This is a genomic window from Streptomyces sp. NBC_01707 (genome assembly GCF_041438805.1).
Lineage (GTDB): Bacteria > Actinomycetota > Actinomycetes > Streptomycetales > Streptomycetaceae > Streptomyces.
In genome coordinates, this window is record NZ_CP109190.1 from 311755 (window position 1) to 338365 (window position 26611).

The following is a 26611-nucleotide window of genomic DNA, read 5'->3' on the forward strand; positions in this document are numbered from 1 at the left end:
CGCTCGATGGAAGTGCCTGAACACGGTTGGCACCTCATTGGCCTACACGACATGGCTCTCAGCGGATAACTCAGATCCCATACGGGACAACCTCAGTTGATCGATGAAACTGTGCTCTCCCGAGCAACCTGCTCGACTACGCGCGGCCATAGAGTCCACCTTCGTGCACCAGCCCCCGACGGTCGCCGCGTGACCGTCCTTCCGTCCTCCCTCACCTCACAGGGCGACCTGCACCGGCTCGCCGGACGGTTCACCGCCCGGCACTCAGCCCTGCACCTGCGCGTGAACAATGCCGGCTCACACTTCCGCAAGCGGAAGCTCAACGCCGACGGCATCGAGATGCACATCGTCATCGACTATCTCGCCGCGTTCACGCCGACCAAGCTGCCGCTCTGCCCGCTGCGGGCCGACACGCCTTCACGCGTGGTCAACGTCGAATCGATGGCCTTGGAAGACACTCGCATGGTCAGGTTCGGCGGCGAGCCCCGGCCGCCCCGCATCGACCCGGCTCTCGACGACCTCAGGAGCCTCAACGCGGCACCGGGCTGGAAGCCGCTCGACCTAGCTTGATCTTTAACCTGTGCGGCGGGGTCGTGGTGTCGCGGACTTCTTGGTTCTCGGTTTCGTGGTGTCTGTTTTGCGGACTGTGTGCACGTCGTGGCGTGGGGTGGGCCGGGTGCTCTTGCGGCCTGGGGGTCGTCCGGGGCCGGCGCGGACGGTTTTCGGTGCTTGGGCCGGGCAGGCGGCCTTCGGGCGGATGTGCCGAAAAGCGCGTCGGACGCGGGCAGGCGTGAGCCTGTCCGGCGGGCTCGGTTTCTCCCACGGCCGTCGGAGATCGGCTGCCAGCGGGCGGGCGAGACGGAGTTGGGTGTAGACGGCGAGGATGAGCCAGGTCCAGCGGTCGGCTGCTTCGGGGGTGCGGATCTTCGGGCAGGTCCAGCCGAGGGTCTGTTTGAACAGGCGGAAGGTGTGCTCGATGTCGAAGCGCCGCAGGTATGCCTGCCAGAGGCGGTCGGCGTCGGCGGGGGTGGCGTCGGTGCCGGACCACCACAGCCAGACCGGCTTCGGGGTGGCTCCGCTGGGCAGGTGGTCGATGTCCAGACGGATCACGGTTCCCTCCACGATCGGGAGGGTGCCGTCCGCTGCGGCCCAGGACGAGCGGTGGGTCAGCTTGGGGTGCAGGCGGTCCCAGGAACGGGCCCTGGCGGTGCCGTAGAGACGTGTGTCGGTGACGGTCTCGGTGTCCGGGCTGCCCCAGGTGTCAGGCCGCCCGAAGACGAACTCGCCACCGTGTCGGGGCGGCCGGCCCCGGGTGTGCGGCTGCCGGGACGGGACGGCTCGACGCAGGACCCGGTCCGAACGCATCCGGGCCAGGACCTGCACCGGCAGGTCCTCCAGGAGGAAGGCGAGGCGGGGTGCGTCGTATCCGGCGTCCGCGACGATGAGGATGTCCGGGTCGCCGGTGGACCACTGTCCGGCCGTGATGAGCCGTTCGACCAGGTCACGCAGCTGCTGGGCGGTGACGGTGGCGGTGTCATCCCCGGTGCCAGACGAAGTGCGTCCAGCGGTGCGGTCCACGAACTGCGGCCGGGCTCGAGCGCGCAGACGATCGAGTACGGCCAGCCGGGGACAGGGATGTGCTGGTCCTTGCCCCGCCCGTAGGTGTGGCACAGGATCCGCTGGGGTGAGGTGTGGGCGTCGGGACGCAGCCAGCAGGTGACGTCGACGGCCAGGACCAGCCGGCCGTCGACGGCCCGCGGAAGCGGCACCTTGGCCAGTGCCCACCGGAGCCGGCCCGGCATCGACCCGTCCACGGGCCACCGCGGCGTAGAGGCCGCCATGACCACGGCGGTGTTCGCCCACCAACGACAGTTCGACCAGAGAGCTCACCGGCCCGTCACCGCACAAGACGGCATCAGCCAGCTCGAACAAGGCGTCCGAACGAGCGGTGAGACAGGAGTAGAACTCACCCCGGAAGCATGACAGTTGCGCCAACGGCTCTTGCTGGGCATCACGATGCAGCAAACTCAGCCTCGCGGCCTTCGTGCTGGACGTGTGTGTTCCTTGGTCGGAACACATGTTCAAACGAAGGCCGCTCTGGCGTACGCCGATTACCGAACCGAGCGATCAAGTTCGACGCACGATTCGACGCCGGATGTTAAAGATCAAGCTAGGGCCTGTTGCGAAAGTGGAGTTGTCGGGCTGGATGTGCTCGGCGGCAAGTACCGTTTCTTGTCAGGCTCGGGAGGGTCGTTGCCCCTGGGGACTGTCTGTTGCAATCGGGAGGCTGCGCAGTGTCAGTGCAGCCGGTGGGGGCAGCGGTTTGTTGGCCGGGTCGGTGCGGAACGACTGGAGCAGATAGGCCACCAGGCGCCGGGACGCTGCACCGTCATCCGGTAGGGCGGTCGCCAGACCGCAGTGTGCCAATAGGACCACGGCGAGGTCGGAAGGGTGAAAATCGGACCGTAGCGCGCCCGACGCCTGGGCCCTGCGTACCAGAGTCGTGAAGTCCCGCTCGGCTCGTTGCCGGGACTGCGCGTGTTCCGACGCGGTTTCCGGGAAGGCCGCGACGAACGCGGCCGGGAACCCGCGTTCCTCCCGTTGCAGAGCGCAGACCGTCTCGACCAGCTGCTGGAAACCCTGCCACGGGTCAGGGGCGGCCAGAGCCTCGGTGAGCGCCCGCGCGCAGGTCTCCATCTGCTGCGCGAACGCGCCTCTCACCAGGGCGTCCCGGGTCGGGAAATGCCGGTACAGCGTTGCCACGCCGACCCCGGCCCGTCGGGCCACGGTCGCCATCGGGGCGTCGATCCCGTGCTCCGCAAAGACCGCACGGGCGGCGACGAGGACGCGCTCTCGGTTGCGCCGGGCATCCGCCCGCACCCCGTCCCGGGCTGTGATCCGAGAGGATTCCGCCATCACTGTCTCTCGCTTCCGGTCCAAGCGGACGATTGCGTCCACTTAAGAGCTTACGGTCGATGCCAGATCCCTGTACGGCCCCCGGCGGCAAAGGCAGAACGATGAACGACCGCATGATGAAGGCAGTCCTCTACGACCGCTATGGCGGCCCCGATGTGCTCTACACGGGCTGCGTGCCACGCCCTGAGCCGGCCACCGGCGAGGTCCTTGTGAAGGTGCGCGCGTTCAGCGTCAACGGCGGCGAACTGGCAGCACGTGCCGGCCGTCTCCGCCTCCTGAGCGGCCGGAAATTCCCCAAGCGCGTCGGCTTGGACTTCACCGGCGAGGTCGCCGCACTGGGCGCCGGAGTCACCCGGTTCGCGGCAGGCGACCGCGTATGGGGGGTCTTGGGCCGCACCTCCGGGTTCGGCAGCGCCGCCGAGTACGTGACCGTACCCGCTGAGCGGGTCGGCCGGCTCCCCGACGGCCTTGACCTGGTGGACGCCGCCGCGCTGCCGGTAGCCACCACGGCCATCACCGCGCTGCGGGACAAAGCCGGGCTGCGCCCCGGCGAACGACTCCTCGTCCGGGGTGCTTCGGGCGGTGTCGGCAACGCCGCCGTCCAGCTCGGACGGGCGTACGGCGCCGAGGTCACGGCCCTGGCCCGTGCAGCCAACCTCGACTTCGTCCGCGGGCTCGGCGCGCACAAAGCCGTCGACCACAGGACCGTGCGGCCGGCGGAACTGGGCCGCTTCGACGTGGTCCTGGACACCGCGGGGACCGACCTGCGGGCCTTCCGGCGCCTACTGAATCCGGGCGGGCGCATGGTCACCATCGCCTTCGACCTGAAACGGCCCGCGGCGTCGCTCGGCTACCTCGCGGCCAGCACGGTCCACGGACACGGCCGGGTGCGTTTCTTCAGCGGCAACCCCACGCGGGCGGACTTCGACGACCTCGCCCGCCATGTGGTCGAGGGCAACCTAAGCCCTGCGGTGGACACGGTCTTCCCCCTGGAGGAGACAGCAGCGGCACACCAGGCGCTGGAAGCGGGCGGCGTCCAGGGCAAGTACGTGGTCAGGGTCGCGTAGGACGGCTGTGGAGGTGCTGATCACAGCCACTCGTTGATGGCAGCGATGAGGACGGTCGCCTCGTAGCGGACCGCCAGCTTGTCGTATCGCGTGGCGACGGTGCGGTGCCTCTTGAGACGGTTGATCCCACACTCGACCGCGTGCCGCTGTTTGTAGTCGTCCTTGTCGAACTTCGGCGGCCGGCCGCCACGCGATCCACGCTTGAGACGGTTGCGCGCCTGGTCGGCTTTGTCGGGGATAGTGCAGCGGATTCCGCGGCGGCGCAGGTAAGCGCGGTTTCTGCGGGAGGCGTATGCCTTGTCAGCGCGGACTCGATGGGGACGGACACGTGACCGCCCCGGCCCAATGCGGGGCACGCGGATCTTCTCCAGGACGGGTTCGAACTGCGGCGAGTCCCCGCGCTGCCCAGCGGTCACCACGATCGACATGGGCTTTTGGCCCTGCTCGACGGCCAGGTGCAGTTTGGTGGTGAACCCGCCGCGTGAGCGTCCCAGCCCGTGATCACCAGGCTCGGTGAAGATGCCGCCTGGTGGTTCTTTCCGTGAGTCACCCCGCTTGCGGGCCCCGGCCCCGTGCTGATGGGCACGGCATACCGTGGAGTCGACGCTCAGGTCCCACGTGATCGCGCCTTTCGCGTCGGCCAGGGACTGGGGCTGGGTGAGTATCCGGTGCCAGGTGCCGTTCCGCGGAACAGGTCGTAGACCCTGTTCCATGGTCCGTACTCGACGGGCACGTCCCGCCATGGAACTCCCGTCCGGACACGAAACCGTATGCCGTCGATCAGCTGCCGCCGAGGCCAGACGGGTGGCCGCCCCGTCCTGGCACCCTTCGGCAACACCGGCTCCAGCACCGCCCATTGCTCGTCCGTGAGATCTCCCCGACCCATGAACGGTGATCATTCACAGCCCAAGACCTACTTTCGATGCACGGCCTACGCCAAGGCGAGGACGCTCCCCCGGTTTCGGTTCGGGCGGGGCCGGCGCGGTTCGCCGTCCCCGTGCTCGGCCTTTGAGCGCCGGCTTGCCCTACGACTCTCGCGCGCCTTCCAGTCCGGCAGCTGACCGCGCCTCGGCTCACTCGGCGCTGAACGCGGCCGGTCGCACCCCGACCGCTACGCGCTGGGCGGCGAGCACTCGATGTCGGGGACCGTCGTGGCCCCCGAAGGCGCCTGGTCGGGGGCGGGTGCGGCGCCTTCCTCGAGCCCACGGGCGGCATGGACCCGCAGCAGTCCTTCGATGCCGCGCAGCAAGGTCTCGCCGGCCAGGACCGGGTCGCCGAGGTAGCCGGCGCTCATCGCGCCGTCGCGGAGCATGACGAAGTGCCGCCCGGCGTACTCGGCGGACGCGTCCGTGATCTCGGCGAACAGGCCGGTAATCGTCTGCAGGAACCACTCGCGGTGCTGCACGACGGCCCGGTGGACCGGATGGTCGGGGGCCGGGAATTCCGCTGCCGCGTTGAGAAAGGCGCATCCGCGGTAGCCGGGCAGGCGGATCTGCTCGACCAGGGACGCACCGATGCCTCGCAGGATGCCGTCGGTCGGCGCGTCCGCGGCCATCAGGGCGCCGATCTGGGTGCGGATCGCCTGGTCGACACTTCCGATGTAGGCCACGGCCAGGTCTTCTTTGCTGCGGAAGTGGCGGTAGAAGGTGGCGTTGGTGACCTTCGCCTCGGCGACCAGGCGGTCGACGCCCACCGTGTGAATGCCCTCGGCGTAGAAGAGCTGCCCGGCGGTCCTCAGGAGCCGCCCTCGGGCCTCTGAGACTCTCTTGCCGGTGCCGGCTTCCGTCTGTGTCATGTCGCTCATCATAGCGGATAGAACGATCTCTCTACATCCAATGTAGAACGATCTCTCTTGTTTAAACGGACAGGGTGTGCCAGGCTGCTAACAAGAGAGATCGTTCTCTCTACTTCGAGGCGTTCCCGCCGCCCGTAACCATCCCCGTACCTCTCCCCGCACTCACTGGAGAACCCCATGGCATCCGTCGCCTCCGCCGAGCACGTCGACACCGCGCCCGCCCTGCGCCGGCTGTACGTCATCCGCTTCGTCTTCGCCGCCGCGTGGGCGGTGCTCCTGCTGGTCTCCGGCTCCGACCTCACCACCGGGGCCAAGCTGCTGCTGTTCCTCTATCCCGCCTTCGACGTCGCCGCGGCCGTCGTCGACGCCAGGTCGGCGCGCGCAGCCGGGCCGGTCAAGGGCCTGTACGCCAACATGGCCATCAGTTCGCTCGCCGCCGTCGGCGTCGCGGTCGCCAGCGCCTCGGGCGTCGCCGATGTGCTGCGCGTCTGGGGCGCGTGGGCGGTCGTCTCCGGCCTGGTCCAGCTCCTCGTGGGCGTCGCGCGCCGGCCGATGGGCGGCCAGTGGGCCATGATCGTCAGCGGCGGAATCTCGGTGCTGGCCGGCGCGTCCTTTTTCCGAGGCGCCTCACAGGATGCCCCCTCGCTGACCACCCTCGCCGGCTACGCCACGCTCGGAGGAATCTTCTTCCTCGTCTCGGCGTTCCGCCTGTCCCGCTCGACCCCCAGGAGCTGACCGGTGTCGACCGGGGATCGCGGCGAGCGGATGCCCCGCGCGAGTCCGGACGCGCCCCACAGGGCCCGGCTCGGCGACAGTACGGTGCGGCGGACGGCGTTCGGCGCCACGAGGCCGGCCGGGCCGGGGATCTGAGGGCCGCGGGCGGCCCGGGACCACTCGATCCGACCGGCCCGGCGGGCGGTGGAGCTCGGCGTCGATCACATCGACACGGCCGACGCCTACGGCTTCGGCATCTCGAGGACGTCCTGCGCGAGGCTCTGCACCCATACCCCGACCGCCCGCTCATCGCCACGAAGGTGGGCCAGATGCAACCGCGGCCCGGCGCATGGGTGCCGGTCGACCGTCCCGCCTATCTGCGCCACCGGTGCGAGATGAGCCAGCGCCGGCTGGGCGTGGACCGGATCAACCTCCTCCACCTGCACCGCGTGGACCCGGACGTGCCCTTCACCGACCAGATCGGCACGATGAAGGAGCTCAGTGACGAGGGCAAGATCGCGCACGTCGGCCCCCTGATGAGCCAGATCCGCAACATGCTGAGCGCCCTCGCCTACGACCACGGCGGGCTGCCCGGCCTGATCGCGCGGAAGCAAAATAAGAGCATATGCTCCTATATGCTGGCCGGGGCTGCCCTCCCCGGCGGCCCACCCCCCACCAGCCGGCCTTTGGCCGGGATCTTCGAAGGAGACACGACATGCAGAACGCAGGCAACGGCGATGTCGACCGTCAGGGCCTCAGCTACTACCCGTGGTGGCTGGACAACCTGGCCGACGACGCCACCCTGGAAGGCGCGGCGATGAACGGCACTGCGCGCGGCGCCGAGACGGTCCGCTCCATCGTGGTCAAGGCCCGCGAACTGTACGGGCACCAGGACTTCAGCTACGCCGGCGACTTCGGCGACGACGGCTTCCTCGAGATCTACGACTCCTCGATTCACGGCGAGCCCCTGAAGGTCGTCGTCACGGTCACCCGCAACGCCGCCGGGCAGGCCCAGGACCTCGCGGTACTGCACCGCCCGCGCAACGCGATGCTGCTCTTCTCCCGCCTCATGCACGAGAAGTTCGCCGGCACCCCCGTCGCCGACCACTTCCTCGCCGAGGACGAGTCCTGAATCAGCGCCCCGGGGCGTGCGGACGCTACCGGCCTGCGACCCGGGCGGCCCGCTGCGCTGCCACCACAGCTCGTGCGGCAGTTCGCGGCGGCGCTGTGCCAGGGCCTCGAGCAGGGCGAGCAGGTGGGCGGCTGATCGCGGCTGATCAGGCAGTTTCCGCAGTGGAAGCAGCCGAGGAAGGAGACCTGCCACGGCTGCTGGGTGAGAGAGCATCGGTCGGCGGGCGGCGCGGACGGGGGAGGATCACGCGCCGCCCGCCCGGTCCGGTCAGAGGAGTTCCTCGCGGTACAGGCCGAGTGCCTTGACCACAGGTTCGTTGGAGTAGGCGAACAGCACCGCGTCGGAGGATGAATCGACGATGTGGTGGTAGGAAGTCCAGGACGGCACCACGAAAATGTCCTTGTCCGTCCAGGCGAACTCCTCGCCGTTGATGACCGTGCGGCCCTCGCCGCGCACGACGTGCAGGGTCGTCGCGGCGGTGTGTCGGCGTGCGGCGCCGCGGAAGCCGGGGACCAGCCGCTGCACGCGGCAAGAAGTCGTCGGGAGGACCGGCCCGCCGGTCCACGGGTTGGTGTACTTCAGAGAGATGCCGTCCACCTCGCTGCCGGTGGCATGGCCGGCAATGGCAGCGAAGGCGCGCTCGGTCTCCGCCCAGGGGTACTTGCCGACCGGAGAGGACAGCGTCGCCGGCGGCGTCCCGTAGGGCTCCAGAGGAATAGAGTGCCCCGGGGGCGGACCGCACCGTACCGGTCCGCCCTTTCGTGGGCGTAGTAACTGCAACGACACTCCGTGGCGTTGCGGGTGCCGCGTCGTTGATGGTTGCGTGGGAGACGTTCAGCCACCGTGTACACCCAGGCCGGTGCCACAGAGGAAGCGGAAACCTCACGCACCCGCACCCGCAATCCCCCGCCCCCGCAGTCCAGCGACGAGTGAACAGTCCGGCTTCGCGAGCAGCTACCTACGGCGCAGACGGAACAGGAACCCGTTGGCCTCGGCGGTCCCCGCAGCCGTGACCGCCCCGTTCTGCCGTCTGCGGCTGCTGACTGTCGTGATTGTGCGGCAGACCGTGCACGGCCCTCGCGGAGATACGGCCTCACCCCGCGGACGAGCGCCGGACGTGCCGGTGGAACGGCTCGTTCCTAAGCGACCGTGAGCACGATCTTGCCCTGGATGTGCCCTCGGGCGGCGCGTTCGTGCGCGGCTCGGGCATCCGCGAGCGCAAACGTGCTGTCGATCGCGACGCGGACCGTGCCCGCGTCGAGCAGGCGTCCCAGTTCGGCGAGCTGTGCGCCGTTCGAGCGGACCTGGGTGCCCGTGACGGTGACGCCCAGCTTCGCGTTTTCTTCTTCGTCGAATTCGCCGAAGAACACGGGGAACTGGGAGCCGCCCCGCTTGAGCGTGCGCAGGAGGCGCTTGCTGTGGGGGCCGCCGACGGCGTCGAGAACGAGGTCGACGTCGTGCACGAGTTCCTCGGGACGGCTCTTGGTGTAGTCGATGAACTCGTCGGCGCCGAGCTCGCTCAGGAACGATTCATGCGCGCCCGACGCCACCGCGATGACACGTGCCCCCTTCCATTTCGCCAGCTGCAGCGCGAAGTGCCCCACGCCGCCCGCGGCGCCGTTGATGAGTACCGTCACGTTGGTGTCGAGTGGCACCGGACGATGCTGCGCCGCCTGGAAGGGCGATGGGTGATCGTGTCCGAGGTCGATCAGGAACTGCCACGCGGTGAGCCCGGCCATGGGCGCCCCGGCGGCGTGCACGTGATCGATGCCGGCCGGTTTGAGTGCGAGGTCCGACGCAGGCGCGGCCACGTACTCGGCATATGTGCTGCCGTCGAAGCTGGGGAAGCGAAGGAGACCGAAGACTTCATCACCGACGCAGAAGCCGTCCACATCCGCGGCGACGGCCTCGACGACGCCCGACAGGTCCGTCCCCGGAATCACCGGCAGGCTGAACTTCGGCCTCACTTCCGGCGGGAGGTTGGACATCCCGTCGCGCAGGTACCAGTCGGGAGGGTTGACGCCGACCGCGTGCACGCGAACGAGCACCTCGCCCGGTCCCGGCTCGGGTATCGGCACCTCGTCGTGACGCAGAACTTCAGGGCCGCCGTGCTCATGGAGCCGGACCGCCCTCATCGTGTGTGTCGGCATCGTTTTCTCCTGCCCGCGTTGCGGGATAGTCTTATTCGGATCAGCGATCCACATAAGTGGACCACTGATCCGAATATATGGACCACTGATCCGGATAGTCAAGAGGGACAGATGCGTGCCGACGCCAGGAAGAACCGCGACCACCTGCTCGCAGTAGCGGGCACCGCCATCACCGAGCAAGGCGTCGACGTGTCACTGCGCGACATCGCGCGCAGGGCCGATGTCGGACTCGCGACCCTGCTGCGCCACTTCCCGACGCGCGAGGCGCTGCTCGACGCCCTGCTCCGCACGAGCTTCGACGAGCTGACCGCCGAGGCAGACGCCCTCGATACGTCCGACTCCCCCGACGATGCGCTCGTCTCATGGCTGCGCGACTGCGTCGCGTGGACGACCGAGTACCGGGGCGCGATCGCGCTGATGGCAGCCGCCATCGAGGACACCGAGTCCGCACTTCACACTTCGTGCGTCACTCTGCGCGCGGCCGGTGCGCGGCTCCTCGCCCGCGCCCAGGCCGCCGGCACGGCGCGCACCGACATCGATGGCGCCGACTTGTTCGCGCTGGTAACGGCGCTCGCCTGGCTCGGCGATCAACGCTCGCTCGCGCCACGCGCCGGTCACCTCTTCGACGTTGTCGCAAGCGCGATCCTGACCAGCGCAGCGAACAGCGACACCCAGGGAGAACGCCACCCCTCGCGCCCGTAACCGAAGTCGTCGCGCGCGGGACCGGCGAACTCGGCCGTGCACCCAACAAGTGCGGATCGACGCCGAGTCCGCCAAGGCGGTTGCCGGTTCCTGCTGAACGGCCGGGACATAGCCACCATCGCCGCGCACGAACTGCTCCGAGGCATCTACGTCATCCAGCAGGCAGCGTTGGCTGCCGATCAACGCTCGCAGGAGCGCGGCCGCCTGGGGCGTGTCCGAGCCGCGTGGCGAAAAGCCAAGTCGGCTGGTGTCTCTCTCATTCACCCGGCGCAGCTGGCTCATCTCCCGACGCAGCTGGGCAACGAGGGTTCTGGTCGGGTGATCCTCTAGCTGTACGCGCCTGAAGGCAGGGTCTCTCGGTGGCTCGGGGCGATGGTCACGCGGATGAGCCGGCTCCGGCAGGGCGGCGGGCCGCCGACCAGCACTGAAATGCCCCCGGCACCCCCGGAAGTCGCAGGCTCGCTCGCCTGCTCGGCAGGGCGAAGTCAGCAATCGGAAAACCCGACGCGACACGCTCACCGGGCAACAACTCGCGCAGCTCGCCGAGCTGGGTGTCGACCAGGTGGCGTGAGCTCCGACTCGCGTTCGCAACGCCGTGGACGCTACGTCGTCGTGGGACGACGTGTTGGAATGTGTCGGCGACGGCCGCGAGTGCTTCGGTGCGGAACCGGCGGGCGTAATGGCGCCCGTTGGCGTCTGTGTGGTCGAGGGCCTCCTTGCCGGCTGTGCTGCGACTCCGCCTGCTGTAGAGGTGGGGAGATGCGCTCGCCTCGTCGGGGATGTTCCAGCGGCGGGTGTTGCGCGAGCGGCCTGGACCGTCAGTGCTTATTCTGCGACGTAGCGTCGCAGCAATCGTTTGGAGCCTTCCATGCGCGTGTTCGTCACCGGAGCCAGCGGCAGCATTGGCTCAGTTGTCGTTCCCGAACTCATCGCCGCTGGTCACGAGGTCCTCGGCCTGGTGCGTTCCGATGCGGCGGCTGCGGCCGTCGCCGCTGCCGGCGGGACGCCGCTCCGCGGAGACCTCACCGACCTTGACAGCCTCCGCGCCGGCGCCGCGCAGGCCGATGGTGTCATCAACCTGGCCTTCAGCAACGACTGGAACAACTTGGAGCAGGGCATCGACGAGGAAGCGCGCGCCCTGCAGACCCTCGGGGCCGCACTCGCGGGCAGTGGCAAGCCGTTCGTGCATGCCGGCCTCACGCCGATGATGCCAGGCCACGTCTCCACCGAGGAGGACCCCGACACCACCGACGGTCCGGTCGGTGGCCGCGGCCGCAATTCCGGCACGGTACTGGCTCTGGCCGCCCAGGGCGTCCGGTCCTCTGTCGTGCGGCTGCCGCGTTCCGTGCATCAGCGCGGGTCGCAGTACGGCTTCTGCTCGGTGCTCATCGCCGCCGCGCAGAAAACGGGCGTGTCAGCGTACGTCGGTGACGGCACGCAGCGCTGGCCGGCGGTCAACCGGCTCGACGCCGCAGCGCTGTTCCGCATCGCACTCGAGGACGCCGCGCCGGGCACGGTCCTGCACGCGGTAGCCGACGGGGGCGACACCATGCGGTCGCTGGCCGAGGCCATCGGCGGCGTGCTCGACGTGCCGGTCGAGTCGGCGCCGCCTGAGCGCTTCGGCGTCATCGGTCGCGTGTTCGCCCTTGACATGCCGTCGTCGAGTGCACTGACCCGGGAACGGTTCGGCTGGCAGCCCACCCACCCGAGCCTGATCGACGACCTCACTGCCGGCGACTATCCCGCCCTGGGCTGAAGTCCACGGGATGCCTCCGGGACCGGGCAGGGTGAGTGACTACTGACTTTCCGTCTGCAGGGCGGCGATCTCGAAGACTCGGCCGTCGCGTATGAGAGCCCAGAAATTGTTCAATCGACGCCGCGCGAGGGCAATGACTGCTTGCCTGTGGTTCTTGCCTTCAGCTCTCTTGCGGTCGTAGAACGCCTCGGGGTGGGGCAGCAGCGGGCAGCGACTTGCGCGGACATGTAGAAGACCCGCAGCAGGCGCCGGCAGTAGCGCCGTGGACGGCGCATATTGCCGCTGATCCGTCCAGAGTCTCTGGGAACCGGGCCCCGTGTAGGCCGGACTTAAGCGGCCTACACCGGGTTCGGCCCAGGAGTTCGGTGTCGTTGGCCTGGAGGACGTCGAACGCGGAAGTGTGCAGGTTCGCAGTTCCTCAGACTGACGTGTGGACGAACCCTTGCGGGGACTACAGGTACGCCTTGGCCGATGCCGTACAACGTGCCGTGTTGCGAAGTCTGTGGCTACCGGCGGGTGGTGGGGTCGAGCCTGCTGAACACGGCGGCGACCAGGTCGCGGCTGTACTCCGGGTGGGGCGGGGTGTTCATCGCTTCCTGCAGGAGGTATGTGATCTTGGCCCATTGCCGGAAGTTGCCGTGGCAGGCGAGGTCGTCGATCCACAGGAGGTCGTCGGGGGGCGTGTGTGTCCAGACGGGGTGGTATTGCGGGATGGTGGTGAGGACCTCGGTCGGGGTGAGGGGCTTGTAGCGCTGCCAGATGAGGATGCGGGAGTCGAGCGCAGGCCGGTTCTTGATCTTTTGGTAGGTGGTTTCGGCGCCGACGAGGACGACGGACAGTCGGGTCTCTTCGTCGTCCCACAGTTCGCGGATGAACTCGAAGGTCCTGGTGTCCAGCCATTGCGCTTCGTCGACGACGAGCACGCGAGGCCCTTCGGAGAGTGCGCTTTTGATCATGGTTTCGCATCGGGTGCTGTTGGCGGGTGCTTCGCCGGGCAGGCCCAGCTTGTTGTAGAGCGAGGCGCGCAGGGCTTGGATCTTCGCGGAGCTGACTTTGATGCGCAGGGTGGTGTGGGGTGCGAGTTCGTCGAGGTGGAGGTTGACGGCGAAGGTCTTGCCCAGGCCCACGCCTCCGTGGATGCACATGATGGCGCCGTTGCCGTTGTCGGCGCCCAGGGTGGTGACGAGGTTGGCGTAGGTCTCTTCGCTGGCGTTGGTGAGGATGGGGCGAGCGCCAGCAAGGCCGAGGTAGTGGTAGTTGGGGTTGGTTTCGGGCGGGGTGGTCATGGCTTCTCCTGAGTGGGCGGCTTCGGGGAGTCGGCCTTGGGGGCAGTCCAGCGTTCGGAGGTCGGCTTGGGGCGGGGCAGGAGATCGGGGCGTGCCTCGGCTGCCAGGTCGCCGGCTTGGAGGTCGCGGAGCTGGGCGGCTGCTTCCTGCGCGGTGAGGCGGTTGAGGAGTGTCGGCGGGACGGGGGCTGAGGTGGCGGCGTAGCGGGCGCGGGCGTTCTTGCGGGCCTTGTTTCGCTTGGTGGCGAAGTGGTCGGCTTCGCGCTGCCAGGCACGTCTTAAGGAGCGGGCCTGCTGGGGGGTCATTTCGTCGGCGCGTGTGGCGGGGCCGCGGTAGCGGCCTGTGTCCGCGTCGTAGAGCTCGACCTGGTGGTAGTGGTGGGGTTCGTGGCGTAGGTGTACTTGTTCGCCGGCGTTGCCGTGGCCGTGCATCCAGTCGCCGACGTAGTAGGCGCCCTTCCAGTGGACGCCTTTGCTGGTGATGGTCAGTGGCGGGCCGTGGCGTTCGAGGGTGTAGGTGTGCAGGACGAGCGGGTCGATGGTGTCGATGGGGGTCGGGTCTGCTTGCCAGGCCTGTGCGGGGGTGCGGCGGTGGAGGCGGGCGATGGTGTGTTCGTGGTTCCACCAGTCGACCCATTGCAGGACGAGGGTGACGAAGGCTTCGTAGTGGAGGAGTTCGTCCATGTCCCAGGTGACGGTGGGGCGTTTGTCGCGGCGGCTGACCGGTGCGTGGGTGTAGCCGGGTAGGCCCATGAAGAGCGTGTGTTTGACGGCCGCGTTGAGGGATTCGACAGTGCCTTTGAGATAGGGGCTGTTGGGGGGCAGCACGATCAGTTCGGTGCCGAAGGCTTTGAGCGCGTGCTCGACAGTGGGGCTGAGGAAGTCGCGGCCGTTGTCGACGCGTACGAGGGCAGGGATGCCGCCGAAGGGCCGGTGGTGTTCTCCGCACAGCACTGCGTCGCGGAAGGCGGCGAGGATCGCTTCCCGGCTGGGTGTGTGGGGGGTGATGGCGATGCCGCAGATCACGGCGGTGGCGTGGTCGATGAACCAGGTGATCCAGGGCTTATGTGGCTGTCCTTCGAAGTTGACCCAGACGCTGGCTTCGACGTGGTCGGTCTCCCAGGCGTCGTTGCGGAAGCCGGGCCGGCGCTGGCCGTGGACATCGTGGCGGCGTCGGGCTTTTTCTCCGCCGCGCAGGGCAGCGCGTTGTCCTGGGCTGAGTTCGCGGTGCACGGCGCGGTGGAACGTTGCCAGTGTGACGCGCGGCGGGTGGTTCAGCAGTCCGTCTTTGATCAGTTCGCGGTAGGCCGCGGTAACGTTGCCGCACCAGCGGGTCAGTGCGTCGTGCATGGCTGGGGTGAGGGTGAAGTGGCGTCGGCCCTGGGGGGTGTAGGTGCCGTCGTGGGCATCGGCGTTGTCCATCCAGCGCCGCACGGTGCGCGGGCTGACCTGGAAGACCTCGCTGACGCCGCGCAGGGCGGCGGTGGTGAGTCGGTTGTCGTGGCGTAGGCGTAGGAGTCGCTGGATGGATGCGTTGCGCAGGGTGGTCAGGTCGTAGGGGCCGTTGGGTGGGGGCGTGGCGGGCACGCGGGTGCCTTTCTGCTGGGTTGGGCTGGCAGGGGTGGGGTCAGGCGGGGGCGAGGGAGAGGAGTCCGGCGCCGTAGGGCTTGCCGCGGCCGATGCCGTGCAGGACCGCGTGGCTGAGCTCTTCGGGGTCGCTGACGACGGCGGTGCCGTCGAAGCGGGTCAGGGCATGGAGGGGGCCTGGTTCTTTGCTGCGGCGGGGGAAGCGGATGGGGGTGGCGTCGGCGGTGATGACGGTGAGGCCTGCGGCTGTGGCGCGGCGGTGCCACCAGGTGAGGGCTTGTTCTCCGTGTAGGGGGGTGACGGTGCCGCGTTTCTTTGATCCGGGGTGGCGGTCTTCGGGGGCGAGGCGGCTGGCGCTGGCGTTCGCGGTGATGCGATAGCGGACGCGTTGTCCTGGTGTCAGGGCGTGGAACATGGGTGCGAGGTTGCGGGTTTCGGCGGTGCCGTAGGTGTCGGGCAGGCGGGTGAGGTCGGGCATGTGGTGGGACTGGATCAGCAGGGTGGGCGGGGTGTGGTCGGTGGCGGGCTCCAGGCGGAAGAGGAGGCCGGCTTTCTGGCGGGGGCTGTCGCCGAGGTGGTCGGGGGCCAGGCGCATGACGGTCTTGTGGAGCTGGGTGGCGTCGGCGAGGTCGCGGCGGACGGTTGTGCTGCGGCGGTTGAGGCGGATGCGTGTCAGCGTCGCCGTGGCGGTGGGGGTCATGTGGTGTCCTGCAGGATGTAGGCGGTAAGGGCATGGAGCGGTTGCTTGGTGGCGTAGAGGGCGGCTGGGAGTTGTTCGGTGGTGCGCCATACCTGTCGGGTGCGGTGTCTTCGGCTGGTTGCGGTGAAGTCGACTGGGTCGTCGGCGAGTTCGTGGTGGGATTCGGCTGCGGGTACGTGCGGGGGTGGGGCTTCCCACAGGAAGTCGACGGGCACGGTGTCCTGGCCGGTGGGGGGTGGGGCGGGCAGGCTGAGAGGCACGTTGCGCAGTAGTTCTTGGATGGGGTCGGCGGTGAAGGGGCTCAGGATCAGGGGTTCGTTGGGGATGCAGGAGCGGCGGCCGAGGTAGGGGGCGAAGGCGGGGTGTTCGAGACGGTCGGCGATCTGTTGGATCAGTGCGTCGGGGCCTTGGACGGCGGCGGTGAAGACGGCGTCGGCGAGGTAGACGCGGTGGCTGATGTGAGTGGATGCCTTCTGGGGGCGGTAGCTGCCGCTGCTGGTTCGCAGCCCTTGTCTGCTGGGGCGTCCGCCGCCTGCGGTGTGGAAGTCGGTGTGGCGGGTGCCCGGGCGGTCGGCGCGGATGGTGAGGACGAGGTCGGCGTACGGTGTTGCCCCGGTCTTGGGGTTCGGTGTCAGGGCGTCTTCGCGGGAGCGTCCGTCGGCGGCGGCGAACATGCCGATCAGGGCGGAGCGGGTGGGAAAGGGTGCGGTGTCGCGGTAGCGGAAGGCTGCGTGTTCGCCGAATGACATGAGTGGGGCGGACAGGCGTAGCAGGAGCCCATTCATGCGCTCATCGCCGAGGTGGAGGGGGCGGCGGCCGTGGTGAGGGCGTCGATCAGTTCGTCGAAGGAGTCGTGCCGGGTGCCGAGGTGGTCGATGGGGGTGTTCTGGGCGGTGGCGTAGCCGTGGGCGACGCGGCGGCGGGTGCCGAGCAGCCGGTTGAGGGCACCTGCGTGTTCGGACAGCGTCTGTACGGCGGGGGCGGTGTAGCCGCCTGTGGGGGCTGCTTTGACGGGTTGTTCGAAGGCGGCTGCGTAGGAGACGGGTCGCCGGTCGCGTACGGCGTAGTGCACCAGGTGCGGCACGGTGTGGGGGGCGGTGGAGGTCTTCTTCGCCGGCGGCAGGGTCATCATGAACGCCTCGGTGAACAGGGCCAGCAGGTTGTGGGCCTGGGCCTGGTCTCCGTCGAGGTTGCGGATGAGTTCGGTGAGGTTGACGGTCGCGTACCGGTAGAGGGTGCCGGTGGTGAAGAACGCGGTCTGCAGGTGGGCTCCGCTGGAGTCGCCTTCGCCGCCCCAGTCCTCGACCGCTGTGAAGAAGTCTGGCTGCAGGCCACTTTGGTGCACGGAGAAGGCCGGTGCGATCTGTGCGGCGCCGTCGACCTGCGCGCCGGGGATTTCTGCGAGCATCCGGCCGAAGAGGTTGATGGTGGCAGTACGCCTCTTGATCAGTGCGGCAACGTCGCCGGTGGGCAGGACGGCTGCGGGTTTGCTCTTGCGGGCGCCTTTGGTTTTGGGGCGTGCGGCGTCGGCTACGGCCTCTGCGTGCGCTTCCTCGAGGTCAGCGCGGTACTTGAGGCACAGTGCGGTCAGGTCGTCGAGGACGTCGCGCGGCAGGTAGAGCATGGCCGAGGTGATGCCGTTTTGGGTGTCCTCGGTCTTGAGTCCTTCCCGGTTGGCGGAGCGTACGACCTGGGCGCCGGCGAAGGCGGCCAGGTCCTCGGGCCACCCGGTCGCGCGCAGGGCGTCGGCGACGCGCAGGGGCAGCATGCGGGTGCGGGCGGCGTGCTCGTCGAGCTCTTGTTCCAGGGCCAGGCGGATGGGGCGTTTGAGGGCGTGGGAGGAGACCATGGCGCGAACTGCTCCTCCCAGCAGCAGTGTCTTGGGTTCGTTGTCCTCTCCTCGGTTGAGCACGGAGGCGGGCATCGGGTGCAGGGCGTGCAGGTCGATATAGCGGGCGGGAGAGTAGGTAGTCATGTCAGTGCTCCTCGGAAAGGCGGAGGTGGTCGATTGTGGGGAAGTAGGACTCGCGCCAGCGGGTGGCGATCTCTGGCTGGTCGTTGTCCCACCAGGCCAGGTCTTCCAGGAGGACAGCGAAGTCGAGACGTGCGGCACCCTGGTTGCGCAGGTAGCTCGCGAGGGACCACAGCCGTGGGTGCAGCAGCTCGCTGGGCAGTTTGGTGAGGGCTTTGAGGCGTTCGGTCATCCGTTCTTCGTCGAAGCCGTGCCGGACAACGGCGATCGCCAGACTGGCGCCGAGGTTGGGCCGCTTGCGCCAGAGCAGCCCTGGGGTCGCCTCTTTCGCTGCTGGGTTGCCTGGTGGTGCACCCTCGTGCGTCGGGGCGGCGGTTGCGGTGTCGACAGCGGTTGACGAGGGCCGTGCTGTGCCGTCCGCGTCCGCAGAAGGGTCGTCGGAGGCAGACTCCGGCGGGTAGGGGCTGTCGTCGGTAAGACGGCGCTGCATTGCGATGAGGCAGGCAATGGTGGAGTGGGCGCGGCGGGCTCCGTATCCGGCGATGAGGCGGATGAGGTGGGGCTGCATCCGGTCGCACTCGGCCCAGGGGCGCCCTCGGCCTGAGGCGAGGTCGGCACGGATGGAGTTTTCTGTGCACTGGTCGATGACTTGGGCCACGAAGTCGTCGTAGTGGGCGCGGCGTTGCACGGTGGTGAGAGCGGGCATGAGCAGGTGTGTTTCCTCGGGCTGAGTGTGCGTGGGCAACTGCTGGGCGGGAGGAGGCAGCAGGAATCTTTGCCGGGGGTGGGTCAGGACGTGGTGCGGCGTTTGGAGGCCCGGTGCAGGGTCGCGACGGCCCGGGCTACGGCGTGGGCAGCTCGGAAGTGCTGGGCGATCGCCGGGCGGGTCACCTCTCGCAGGGCGGTGACGGCGTCCGCAGCGAATGCGGGTGGCGCCGGCTGGCTGGGCTGGTCGATGAGCCGCCAGAATGTGGCTTCGGCACGGGGCCAGTACTGGACACTCGTGCGCAGCGTCCACGCGGGCACACGTCTGGGCATCTTCTTGCCGCCGGCGGTGTCTCGGGGTGGGAAAGCGGTCTCGTGCCACGCTTCCTTGGAAACCTTGAGCAGCCGGCTGCCGGTGTCGTCGGCGGCAATGCGGCATTCAGCGATCCGCTTGGCCACGGACGGGTCGTTCTCCTGTACCCAGGGCCAGATCGGCGGGGTCAAAGCGGTGAACCAGATGCGGTTGTTGGTCTTACCGTCCTGGTCGAAGCCGCAGACACGGACCCTCAGACGGGCACGCAGATCGCCCGGCAGATCGTTGACAGTGGAGAAGACTGCGGGCCGCTGCACGGCTGAGGTCTCGTCTCCGGCCAGGAGCAGTGCGTCCAGATCGCGCCACAAGGCTCGGTCGGTGTCCGCCTTGCGTGGGGTAAGGCGTTGTGAGACGGGCTTGTCGGGGTCGAAGTGATGGATGAGGTACGGGTCGCGGGCTTGGAGTTTGGGGTGCTGGGTGGCCCAGGTCAGATAGGCGTCGGTGACGTGGCGACCGTCGTGGTCGGGCACGAGGAGGATCGCGTGGCGTGAGCGGCCGGTCAGGAGTCGTCCCGGCCACGTCACTGGTGGCAACGGTGCGGTGGGGTCGGGCAGTTCCGGTTCTTCCCACGGGCACCGGTCGGCTGTCTCGGGCCAGTCGTCGGCTGGCTGCGGCAGGCCTGCCAGCAGGGTTTCGTACAGGGTGCGGCCCAGGGGGTGGAACGAAATGGTGGAGCGCAGTGGGCCGGCTGTAGCGTTGCCGCTGGAGACGTCGCCCGCTGTGCGCATGGAGCAGGTGCCGGACGCGCCGTAGGAGTGGTGAACGAGCAGGTGCCACAGTGCCTGGTCGCAGGGCACTGGCTCGGGGTGTGTGTCGTGGTGGGGGCTGAGCCAGGCGAGATTGTTGCCCGCTGGGCGTCCGAAGATGAGCTTGTTGACTCCGGCGCGTTCCTGGCATTGGCCGGAAAGGCGGGGGTCTTGCAGGAAGGGCCGGGTCGTATCGAACAGGTCCCATACGTAGCGGTCGAAATATCGGTGGACGGCTGAGGGGTCAAACCCGCTGGGTTGTTGGAGCAGGGTGCGGCGGTGAGTTGTCCATTCGCCGGTAGTCATGTCCGGGTCGTCCAGGGTGGTGATCCTGGCGGTGATGGCGACTAGAGCGTGTCTCTTTGATGGGTTGGTCGGTTGATCGGATGTGTCTGTCCGGTTGGTGATCAGTGATGCGATGTGGGACCGGATCGAGCCGTTGATGCCGGCCGATCCGGTTCGTGGACGACGGTGGGCCGACCATCGCCGGACTCTTGAGGCCATCGCATGGAAGTACCGCACTTGCTCGCCCTGGCGGGACCTCCCCGAGAAGCTCGGCTCTTTCAAGACCGCCCACAAACGCCTGATCAGGTGGGCGGTGGACGGCACCTGGGAACGGATCCTCGCTGCCGTGCTTGCCGTCGCAGACGCTGGTGACGAGGTGGGCTGGACCGCATCGGTGGACTCCACCGTCTGCCGGGCTCACCAGCACGCGGCCGGAGCCAGAAAAAAGGGGCGCCTGACCGGACCGAACCTGAAGATCACGCGCTCGGACGCTCCCGTGGTGGTCTGAGCACGAAGGTGCACTTGGTCAGTGACAGCCAGGCGCGGCCTCTGGCCATCCACGTCACTGCGGGCCAGGCTGGTGACGCGCCGGCATTCGAGGCGGTCATGGCCAGGATCCGGGTTCCGCGAAGTGGACTTGGGAGGCCGAGAACCCGACCGGCAGTCATCCTTGCGGACCGTGCGTACTCTTCCCGCGCGATCCGCCGGTATCTCCGCCGGCGAGGGATCCGGGCCGTCATTCCGCAGCCCGCTGATCAGATCCGCCACCGTCTCCGGAGAGGCCGTGAAGGAGGTCGCCCGCCCCACTTCGATGCCGAGGCATACAAGCAACGCAACACTGTCGAACGATGCATCAACCGTCTCAAGCAGTGGCGCGGCCTGGCCATGCGAACGGACAAGCTCGCCATCGCCTACCAGGCCGCACTTCACCTTGCCGCCATCCTCATCTGGATCCGGCGCTAGCCTGCTCGGTCACCGATCAACCACCCAGCGCGCGTTCGGCGGCCAGGACCCCTTGCTGACGATGTGGTCGACGATCCTGAACGCTTCCTCAAGCGGCACGGTGTCCTCGTCCGGATAGCGTCATGCTGCCCGTTAGAGAGGACGAATCCCTCGCTGGACCCGTCTGCTCCCGGGTCCACGGCGTGCTCGCCGGGATCGCCCTCCCCTTCGAGCAACACCACCATCGCGCGCTCGGTATTGGTCATGAACGCCAACGACCGACCAGAAGAGCTGGTCAGCCACGTTTCAAGCAGCCCGTCGGCGATCCTCGCTCGGAGGGTCTGCAGCGCCATCTCGGACAACACGGGCACGGTGATGCCGCCATCGATCACCCAGGACTCGATCATGAGCACGACGATCTCACGGCCGGATCTGAGAGACAGGCTCTAGGTGGCGTAGCAGCGCGGAGACGGCTGGCGGCACGGGCAGCGCCAGGTCTTCGATCTCGTGGGCGCGGATCAGGACGTCCCGTAATCCGAGGGATTCTTGGCGGCCGCCGACTAATCGAACAGGTACGCAGGGTTCTTTGTCTATTGCGTACGTGGGCTGGACAGGCACAGGCAATCTCCAGATGCCGGACACAAAATAGCGGAGAAATGTTCAACCGTGGGGGCGCATTGAAGGTGTCCACAGCAGGCCGCCCAGGCCGTTAGGCAAGCAAGGGGGTTTTCCCCTGGGGCAGGGATACAACCGGGCCAGATGTGGCGTTGCCCGCGGTGCTGCACTGAAAGCGCCAGGGGTACGGCGCCCAGCGGCGAAGCGGCACGGAAAGACACGATGCAGCCAGCAAGATGGGGCGCCTCCCCGCGTGTTCATAGTATCCATAGACAAGCAGCTTTCCCGACCACGTAGTACAGCCCTCAATTACCGGCTGGTCCTCTGCGGGATTCGATGAGCGGCCTGTTAGTGGGACAGGCAGCAGCAGGGCGGTAGGGCCGGAGCTTCTTCCCTGTGGCAGCACCAGCGGGCCGCGCCGCGGGCCTCCCCACAGCCTGCGGGTGGTCAGGTTGGCACGTGCGGGACGCTTGTCTTGCAGCGCCCCGCACGGGTGACGTGTCGCCGCCGGCTCCTGATCCGCGGTGGGCTTCCCTCCGTCTGCTGTGATCGGGCTGCTGCTCCCCTCCCCCACCGTCCGTTGGTTCTTCGGCGAAGCAGAAAACTGGCCCTCAGCGGGCAGCCAGGAGGCATCAGTAACAGGAGCAGAGGCCGTCACTGGTCGTGGTGGGCCACCAGCCCGAGCTCCGGATCGACGTACAGAGTGTGGCGGCCGAAGCGCGCTGCCGCACTCGTGTCGGAGTCCTGCGGAAGCAACACGAGGTCCGCCAACAGTGCGTGGGTACTCCAGGCTGCGGGCGCGTGGTGCTCGCGACGGCGTTCGGCGACCCAGGCGGCGGGGACGGGCAAGGTGTGTTCGAGGATGCGCCTGGCCTGTCGGGTCGTGGGTGCACGGTCGAGGTGCAGCTGCTGGATGCCGGCGCGGTCCAGGGTGAGGGTGCCGTCCGACATGCGGTAGACGGGCAACAACCGGCGAGGCAGAGCGCCCAGGCGGGTCGCGGCTTCGCGGGCATGCAGACGCTGGTGATGCAGGTCGGCGAGGGAAGCGGTGTGCCGGGGCGTGGGGACGAGATGCAGGGCGGACAGGTGTTCTTCGGCATGGCGTCTGCTGATGTAAGCGGTGTGGCGCTTTTCGAGAGCGGGGGCGGTGCGGGCGAGTTCCGTGGCGTCGCCGTGGACGGTTTCAACGATCTGCTGGATATCATCAGGCAAGGTGAGGGACAGAGTGTGTTCCGGCTGCTGCTCCAGGTAGGTGGCGGTGGCGTGTGTGAGGAAGGCTGCCTCGAGTGTGCGCCAGGCAGCAGGCATCACGACGCGGCCGCCGTGGTCGGTGGGCTGCAGGACGCTCAGGCGGGGCCGCTTGAGCCGGCGTACCCAGGCGGGTCTGCGGCCTGAGTCGGGCCCCCACAGGTTCTCGAACCGCCACAGCCGTCCCAGGCGCTGCAGGAGCCGTTCGAGGCTTGCCAGGTCGCTGACCATGATGTCGACGTCGATGTTGAGGCTCATGTCCAGCAGACTGGTGGTGACGACAACGAGGCGTTCGGGGCGTTCGCCTGTGGGGCCCAGCCTCTCGCGAACGAGCCGGGTGAGAGATTCGCGCTCGTGACCGGGCAACCGGGCGTGAAGCAGCGCCAAGTCACCGTCCGGCCCGGCGTTCCAGGCCAGGGCGTCACGCAGGTGTTGGTAGGTCGCTTGGGCGTCAGCGACGGTGGCGCAGACCACTGCGGCGCATCCGCCACCCGTGGCGACGGGGGAGATCTCCGCGGCGATGTGGTCCAGGCGGCTCTCCCGTGCAGGCGTGCCGTCGGGGTCGGTGTGGGAGGGATGACGCACCGGGTAAAGGCGGATCTCTGCTCGGCGGCGGTGCCTCGTGGCGTGGGCGGCACACGCGTCCGGATCCATCCGGGCGAGGGAGGCGTCAGCGGCCGCGGCAAACAGCCAACCCGGATAGGAGGGCGCGGCGTCCAGGCCGGCCAGACTGCTGCTGGGGCGGCCTGAACCGGCAAGATAGTTGTGCACCAGCTCGTTGCTGAGGCGGGCCGGCATGGTGGCGGAGAGGATGACGACCGGACAGTCCAGGGCGCCCAGCCAGCGCAGCAGCCGCTTGAGCAGCTGCTGCATGAACGGAGACATGGAGTGGGCCTCGTCAACAATGACGGTCCGCCCGGACAGGGCCAGCAGCCGCAGCGCACTGAACCGGACCGGTAGAGCCGCCATCAGAGCCTGATCGTGGGTGGCGACGGTGAACTGAGCAAGTAGGGCCCGGTCCCAGCCGCGCAGCCAGCCGTCCGGGACCGTCACCCGTTCCTGCGGACGCTCCGCCCCCTCAGCACCTGTCGCCTCGTCCCAGAATTCGTCCGTCGTCGACGGCTCGTGAACGGCGACCTGGCGATCGCTGTAGGCCGTGTTGAGCCAGCTGTGGCTATATACGAGCGAGACCGGCGCCCGCTCGGGGCGGTGCGCGGCCACATATGCCTCGAGGACCTCGTAAGCGGCGTCCGCAGTGGCGGTGGTCGGCAGCAGCCAGGCCACCCCGGCCGTCCCGGAGGCCGCGTTGAGGATCCTTGCTGCTTCCAAGGCCGTGACTGTCTTCCCCGCGCCCGTAGTGTCGGTGACCACCACAATGCCTGGCCCTTTCACCTCCGCTACTGGCGTGAGCTGTCTGATCAGTGAGGATTGAAGGGCGTTGGGGGCATCAACACCGCGGTGAACACGAGCGAAGGGCATCTGCGGCAATTCCACGCGGGCCAGACCGGACTCGTCCACCAACTGCGGGGCATCCTTGACCACCTGGGCCCAGTGCTCCGCTGCACCAAATGCCGGGGCTTGAGCCTTCGGCAGCCAGTAATGGCGCTGGCTCGCCAAGCGGTCAGCGATCACCCCCACCCCCGTGATCAAGACCGAGGCCGGCACCGACAACCGCGAGGGCACCACCTGAGCGCCGGTCAGATGACGCAACAAGGCAAAGTAACGACGGCGCAGGTTCTGCCACTTCGGGCCACCCAGAGCCAGATTCACCCGGGAAGCTTTGGCCGCGCCGTCGAGGTCGAGCTGCAGGAAGCGGCCATGATGCCCGCCCAAAATCTGCGCCACCCGTACCCCCGGACTGTCCGAAGTGTCGGTGTTGTAACCGGCCTCCTCCAACAGCTGCAGCGCACTGTGCATCGACGCCCGTTCGTGCGGCATCCGCTGCCAGCCAGCCGTATCCGCCCGCAAAGCAAGGCTCACCCGCGCCCACGGATGCGACTCCCGCTGCTGAAACTGCGCCAGCTTCCCCAAGTCATGCAGCCCGGCGACGAACATCACCAGGCAACGGGCTTCCCCCTCCCGCACACCCACCCCCTCGGCAATCAGCCGGCGCTGCCCAGCCGTAAGAACCCGGTCCCACACCTCCCCCGCGACCGCCGCAGCATCCAACAGATGGAATAGCAGTGGATACACCGCCAACAATCCCCGGTCGAACTTCCCCCACGGCGATACGTCAATTCCGCCGAACCGTGCATCCTCCAGCACCCCCACAGCACTCCCCACACGCTCAACTGCCCCCGCCTTTCGGGGGACTCGGTCGCCGACTGCTACAGTCCACCCCACGATGCGCCTCCCCGCACAATCGCTCAGGCGGCGACCACAGCGAGGGTCTCTCGCTGCTGGTCAAAATCAACCCACTGGCATCTCCTTGCAGTTGAAACCAGGCCCAAACCTGCCCAGCTTCCGCAAACCACGCAGGTCAGGGAGGGTAGACCCCGCGTACGCGGGGGTGGATCCCTCAGCGGGTTCAGCCTCGGTCAGCTCGTCGGGTAGGCCCCGCGTACGCGGGGGTGGATCCGCCTTCGCCGAGCACCCGGACGGAGGCGCAATGTGGGCCCCGCGTACGCGGGGGTGGATCCCGGAGGTCCCAGCCTTCTTCGAGTGCCTGGAGGTAGGCCCCGCGTACGCGGGGGTGGATCCCGCACCCTGCCGAGGACGCTTTGCGCGCGAACGTGGTCCCCGCGTACGCGGGGGTGAATCCGCGGACCCGCTGGAGTGGCCGGTCAAGAACTGGTGGGCCCCGCGTACGCGGGGGTGGATCCTGGCGATCGGCGCCGGTACTTTACGCTGTCGGTTGGGCCCCGTAAGGGAGTTGTACTCCAACAACGACGTGTGGGCCCCGCATAAGCGGGGTGGATCCGCCCCGAAGATCGCGTCCCACATCGCCGCCATCCGCCATGTAGGTCCCGCGTGCGCGGGGGGACCCCGTCAACATTGAGGTGAAGATCGAGGACGCTAGCAGGCCCCGCGTAGGTGGGGGCTGTTTCCCGACCACGTTCCTCAGATCAGCGTCTTCCCTGCACAAGGCTACGAGGCGACTCGACCTTGCGAACCAGATAGCCACCGACCGCGCCTGTCCCTGCGCTCCGGGGAATCGGTCCTGGCCTCCTGCTCCTGTGTGCACGTGCGTGGGCAGAAACCAGCGAATCCGCAGTTCAGGCGCACTATCCCTATGGACTTCTCACCTCAATGCACTGGACATTCTCATTCAATGTCACGAGTCCTTCTCACGCGATGCCATCCGATCTGCCTTCTAACCAGTTAAAACTGAAGACAGTTGAATGAGAACTCATGGTGACATCGAAGTGCGAAGTCGCACCGGTCCCTGCGCCCGGACCCTGACAGTACGGCCAAGACCACTGGGAGCTTCTTGCCGCTGATGGGCATGGCGAAGATCAGGTACGGCGGTCGTAGGTGTGTGGATCCACGGGCTGCTTGGACTTGGGAAGCCCGCCGACCACGAGACGGTAGGAGTCGGTCACGAGGTCCTTCAGCAGCTTCTCGTCGATGGTGTCGCCGCCTTCCGCTGTGATCCAGTGCTTCTTGTTCATGTGATATCCGGGGGTGATGTCTGCGTACTGCTCACGCAGGACTGCGGCGTCGTCCGGATCAGCTTTCAGGATCACGACGGGGCGCCCCGGCATGTCGGTCATGAGCATGAAGACCTTGCCGCGCACCTTGTGGAGCTCCCAGTCGGGGCCGAAACGATGCTCCACGTCGGTGCCGGGCAGTTCCACAGTGCAGTCGCGCGCGATCTTCTGCAGCTCGTGTCCGTCCAAGGTGATCAGCTCCTCCATCGATTCGAGTGCCTGGCGTGTGGCGGTGCGGGCATGTGTGCCGGCCGGTGGCCGATGACCATGG

Annotated in this window: 23 protein-coding genes, 3 pseudogenes and 1 CRISPR repeat array; of the genes and pseudogenes, 9 read left to right on the forward strand and 17 right to left on the reverse strand. The window is 68.0% G+C overall.

The genetic code is table 11. The annotated features are described in order from the left end of the window. Positions 1-189 precede the first annotated feature (189 nt). Positions 190-570 carry a hypothetical protein gene (locus tag OG963_RS01435; protein ID WP_371798191.1) on the forward strand — a complete coding sequence of 127 codons (381 nt, stop codon included), beginning with the start codon at positions 190-192 and terminating at the stop codon, positions 568-570. Positions 571-573: 3 nt separating this feature from the next. Here the strand turns inward: OG963_RS01435 and OG963_RS01440 are convergent. Both OG963_RS01440 and OG963_RS01445 read right to left on the reverse strand, forming a co-directional pair. Continuing rightward, positions 574-2031, reverse strand: a pseudogene (locus tag OG963_RS01440) (NF041680 family putative transposase). Positions 2032-2235: 204 nt separating this feature from the next. Next, positions 2236-2916, reverse strand: coding sequence for a TetR/AcrR family transcriptional regulator (locus OG963_RS01445; protein ID WP_030932015.1), 681 nt, complete (start codon positions 2914-2916; stop codon positions 2236-2238). A gap of 101 nt (positions 2917-3017) precedes the next feature. Between OG963_RS01445 and OG963_RS01450 the strand changes: the two genes are divergently transcribed. Then, on the forward strand, positions 3018-3983 hold the full coding sequence (locus OG963_RS01450; RefSeq protein ID WP_371798192.1) for an NAD(P)-dependent alcohol dehydrogenase: 966 nt from the start codon (positions 3018-3020) through the stop codon (positions 3981-3983). 20 nt (positions 3984-4003) lie between these two features. Here the strand turns inward: OG963_RS01450 and OG963_RS01455 are convergent. Together OG963_RS01455 and OG963_RS01460 are read right to left on the reverse strand one after the other, a co-directional pair. Next, positions 4004-4869, reverse strand: a pseudogene (locus OG963_RS01455) (IS5 family transposase). 225 nt (positions 4870-5094) lie between these two features. Continuing rightward, complete coding sequence (locus tag OG963_RS01460) at positions 5095-5787, reverse strand: TetR/AcrR family transcriptional regulator (protein ID WP_371798193.1); 693 nt, start codon at positions 5785-5787, stop codon at positions 5095-5097. A 168-nt stretch (positions 5788-5955) separates the two neighbouring features. On the opposite strand from OG963_RS01460, the gene OG963_RS01465 reads away from it, so the two are divergent. The 3 genes from OG963_RS01465 (at position 5956) to OG963_RS01475 (ending at position 7624) form a co-directional block, all read left to right on the forward strand. Beyond that, positions 5956-6513, forward strand: a complete 558-nt coding sequence (locus OG963_RS01465) for a hypothetical protein (protein WP_371798194.1) — start codon at positions 5956-5958, stop codon at positions 6511-6513. Between the two features lie 299 nt (positions 6514-6812). Beyond that, the gene (locus OG963_RS01470; RefSeq protein WP_371798195.1) at positions 6813-7313 is read left to right on the forward strand and encodes an aldo/keto reductase; all 501 of its coding nucleotides are present in this window, start codon (positions 6813-6815) and stop codon (positions 7311-7313) included. Beyond that, on the forward strand, positions 7208-7624 hold the full coding sequence (locus tag OG963_RS01475) for a hypothetical protein (RefSeq protein ID WP_362277184.1): 417 nt from the start codon (positions 7208-7210) through the stop codon (positions 7622-7624). Before OG963_RS01470 ends, OG963_RS01475 begins: the two co-directional genes overlap by 106 nt. 267 nt (positions 7625-7891) lie before the next feature. On the opposite strand, the gene OG963_RS01480 is transcribed toward OG963_RS01475, so the two are convergent. Continuing rightward, a complete protein-coding gene (locus OG963_RS01480) occupies positions 7892-8404 on the reverse strand; it encodes a cupin domain-containing protein (RefSeq protein ID WP_371798196.1) in 513 nt (170 codons plus the stop codon). 359 nt (positions 8405-8763) lie between these two features. Beyond that, positions 8764-9774, reverse strand: a complete 1011-nt coding sequence (locus tag OG963_RS01485) for an NADP-dependent oxidoreductase (protein ID WP_030932034.1) — start codon at positions 9772-9774, stop codon at positions 8764-8766. A 111-nt stretch (positions 9775-9885) separates the two neighbouring features. On the opposite strand from OG963_RS01485, the gene OG963_RS01490 reads away from it, so the two are divergent. Both OG963_RS01490 and OG963_RS01495 read left to right on the forward strand, forming a co-directional pair. Then, the gene (locus OG963_RS01490) at positions 9886-10476 is read left to right on the forward strand and encodes a TetR/AcrR family transcriptional regulator (RefSeq protein ID WP_327419754.1); all 591 of its coding nucleotides are present in this window, start codon (positions 9886-9888) and stop codon (positions 10474-10476) included. Between the two features lie 868 nt (positions 10477-11344). Next, on the forward strand, positions 11345-12232 hold the full coding sequence (locus tag OG963_RS01495) for an SDR family oxidoreductase (protein ID WP_371798197.1): 888 nt from the start codon (positions 11345-11347) through the stop codon (positions 12230-12232). 39 nt (positions 12233-12271) lie between these two features. On the opposite strand, the pseudogene OG963_RS01500 reads toward OG963_RS01495, so the two are convergent. From OG963_RS01500 to casA, 8 genes and pseudogenes are all read right to left on the reverse strand, one after another. Further along, positions 12272-12543 (reverse strand): annotated as a pseudogene (locus OG963_RS01500) (transposase); the annotation flags it as partial. Positions 12544-12738: 195 nt separating this feature from the next. Continuing rightward, positions 12739-13518 carry an AAA family ATPase gene (locus tag OG963_RS01505; protein ID WP_371798198.1) on the reverse strand — a complete coding sequence of 260 codons (780 nt, stop codon included), beginning with the start codon at positions 13516-13518 and terminating at the stop codon, positions 12739-12741. Next, positions 13515-15104 (reverse strand): Mu transposase C-terminal domain-containing protein, encoded by a 1590-nt coding sequence (locus OG963_RS01510; RefSeq protein WP_319740976.1) that lies wholly within the window; start codon positions 15102-15104, stop codon positions 13515-13517. Before OG963_RS01510 ends, OG963_RS01505 begins: the two co-directional genes overlap by 4 nt. 40 nt (positions 15105-15144) lie before the next feature. Next, positions 15145-15804: a type I-E CRISPR-associated protein Cas6/Cse3/CasE gene (gene cas6e / locus OG963_RS01515; RefSeq protein ID WP_319740975.1), complete on the reverse strand. Its 660-nt coding sequence runs from the start codon at positions 15802-15804 to the stop codon at positions 15145-15147. Further along, the gene (cas5e, locus tag OG963_RS01520) at positions 15801-16589 is read right to left on the reverse strand and encodes a type I-E CRISPR-associated protein Cas5/CasD (protein ID WP_319740974.1); all 789 of its coding nucleotides are present in this window, start codon (positions 16587-16589) and stop codon (positions 15801-15803) included. Before cas5e ends, cas6e begins: the two co-directional genes overlap by 4 nt. Further along, positions 16586-17779 (reverse strand): type I-E CRISPR-associated protein Cas7/Cse4/CasC, encoded by a 1194-nt coding sequence (cas7e, locus tag OG963_RS01525; protein WP_319740973.1) that lies wholly within the window; start codon positions 17777-17779, stop codon positions 16586-16588. Before cas7e ends, cas5e begins: the two co-directional genes overlap by 4 nt. 1 nt (position 17780) lies before the next feature. Further along, positions 17781-18482 (reverse strand): type I-E CRISPR-associated protein Cse2/CasB, encoded by a 702-nt coding sequence (locus OG963_RS01530; protein ID WP_319740972.1) that lies wholly within the window; start codon positions 18480-18482, stop codon positions 17781-17783. 83 nt (positions 18483-18565) lie between these two features. Further along, positions 18566-20032 (reverse strand): type I-E CRISPR-associated protein Cse1/CasA, encoded by a 1467-nt coding sequence (casA, locus tag OG963_RS01535; protein WP_371800248.1) that lies wholly within the window; start codon positions 20030-20032, stop codon positions 18566-18568. Here casA and OG963_RS01540 point away from each other — a divergent pair. Both OG963_RS01540 and OG963_RS01545 read left to right on the forward strand, forming a co-directional pair. Next, positions 20019-20848, forward strand: a protein-coding gene (locus OG963_RS01540; RefSeq protein WP_371798199.1) for an IS5 family transposase whose coding sequence is annotated in 2 segments (ribosomal slippage) — positions 20019-20346 and positions 20346-20848 — 831 coding nt in all. Because the reading frame shifts where the segments join, the coding sequence is not laid out codon by codon here. The genes casA and OG963_RS01540 overlap by 14 nt on opposite strands. Positions 20849-21091: 243 nt before the next feature. After that, positions 21092-21277, forward strand: a complete 186-nt coding sequence (locus tag OG963_RS01545; RefSeq protein WP_371800364.1) for a hypothetical protein — start codon at positions 21092-21094, stop codon at positions 21275-21277. Here OG963_RS01545 and OG963_RS01550 read toward each other — a convergent pair. From OG963_RS01550 to OG963_RS01560, 3 genes are all read right to left on the reverse strand, one after another. Further along, complete coding sequence (locus OG963_RS01550; RefSeq protein ID WP_371798200.1) at positions 21248-21469, reverse strand: type I-E CRISPR-associated protein Cse1/CasA; 222 nt, start codon at positions 21467-21469, stop codon at positions 21248-21250. The two genes, OG963_RS01545 and OG963_RS01550, sit on opposite strands and share 30 nt — an antisense overlap. Positions 21470-22096: 627 nt before the next feature. Then, positions 22097-24955 (reverse strand): CRISPR-associated endonuclease Cas3'', encoded by a 2859-nt coding sequence (locus OG963_RS01555; RefSeq protein ID WP_371798201.1) that lies wholly within the window; start codon positions 24953-24955, stop codon positions 22097-22099. A gap of 228 nt (positions 24956-25183) precedes the next feature. Next, a CRISPR array of direct repeats spans positions 25184-25512; the repeat unit is 24 nt; unit sequence CCCCGCGTACGCGGGGGTGGATCC. Between the two features lie 633 nt (positions 25513-26145). Further along, positions 26146-26529, reverse strand: a complete 384-nt coding sequence (locus OG963_RS01560) for an MmcQ/YjbR family DNA-binding protein (RefSeq protein ID WP_371798202.1) — start codon at positions 26527-26529, stop codon at positions 26146-26148. Positions 26530-26611 lie beyond the last annotated feature (82 nt).

Excerpts from the sequence above, each read along its gene's own strand:
- OG963_RS01445 (WP_030932015.1), bottom strand. The coding sequence starts at position 2,916 with ATGGCGGAATCCTCTCGGATCACAGCCCGGGACGGGGTGCGGGCGGAT.
- OG963_RS01450 (WP_371798192.1), top strand. The coding sequence starts at position 3,018 with ATGAACGACCGCATGATGAAGGCAGTCCTCTACGACCGCTATGGCGGC.
- OG963_RS01460 (WP_371798193.1), bottom strand. The coding sequence starts at position 5,787 with ATGAGCGACATGACACAGACGGAAGCCGGCACCGGCAAGAGAGTCTCA.
- OG963_RS01465 (WP_371798194.1), top strand. The coding sequence starts at position 5,956 with ATGGCATCCGTCGCCTCCGCCGAGCACGTCGACACCGCGCCCGCCCTG.
- OG963_RS01475 (WP_362277184.1), top strand. The coding sequence starts at position 7,208 with ATGCAGAACGCAGGCAACGGCGATGTCGACCGTCAGGGCCTCAGCTAC.
- OG963_RS01485 (WP_030932034.1), bottom strand. The coding sequence starts at position 9,774 with ATGCCGACACACACGATGAGGGCGGTCCGGCTCCATGAGCACGGCGGC.
- OG963_RS01490 (WP_327419754.1), top strand. The coding sequence starts at position 9,886 with ATGCGTGCCGACGCCAGGAAGAACCGCGACCACCTGCTCGCAGTAGCG.
- OG963_RS01495 (WP_371798197.1), top strand. The coding sequence starts at position 11,345 with ATGCGCGTGTTCGTCACCGGAGCCAGCGGCAGCATTGGCTCAGTTGTC.
- OG963_RS01505 (WP_371798198.1), bottom strand. The coding sequence starts at position 13,518 with ATGACCACCCCGCCCGAAACCAACCCCAACTACCACTACCTCGGCCTT.
- cas6e (WP_319740975.1), bottom strand. The coding sequence starts at position 15,804 with ATGACCCCCACCGCCACGGCGACGCTGACACGCATCCGCCTCAACCGC.
- cas5e (WP_319740974.1), bottom strand. The coding sequence starts at position 16,589 with ATGAATGGGCTCCTGCTACGCCTGTCCGCCCCACTCATGTCATTCGGC.
- cas7e (WP_319740973.1), bottom strand. The coding sequence starts at position 17,779 with ATGACTACCTACTCTCCCGCCCGCTATATCGACCTGCACGCCCTGCAC.
- OG963_RS01530 (WP_319740972.1), bottom strand. The coding sequence starts at position 18,482 with ATGCCCGCTCTCACCACCGTGCAACGCCGCGCCCACTACGACGACTTC.
- OG963_RS01545 (WP_371800364.1), top strand. The coding sequence starts at position 21,092 with ATGAACGCCAACGACCGACCAGAAGAGCTGGTCAGCCACGTTTCAAGC.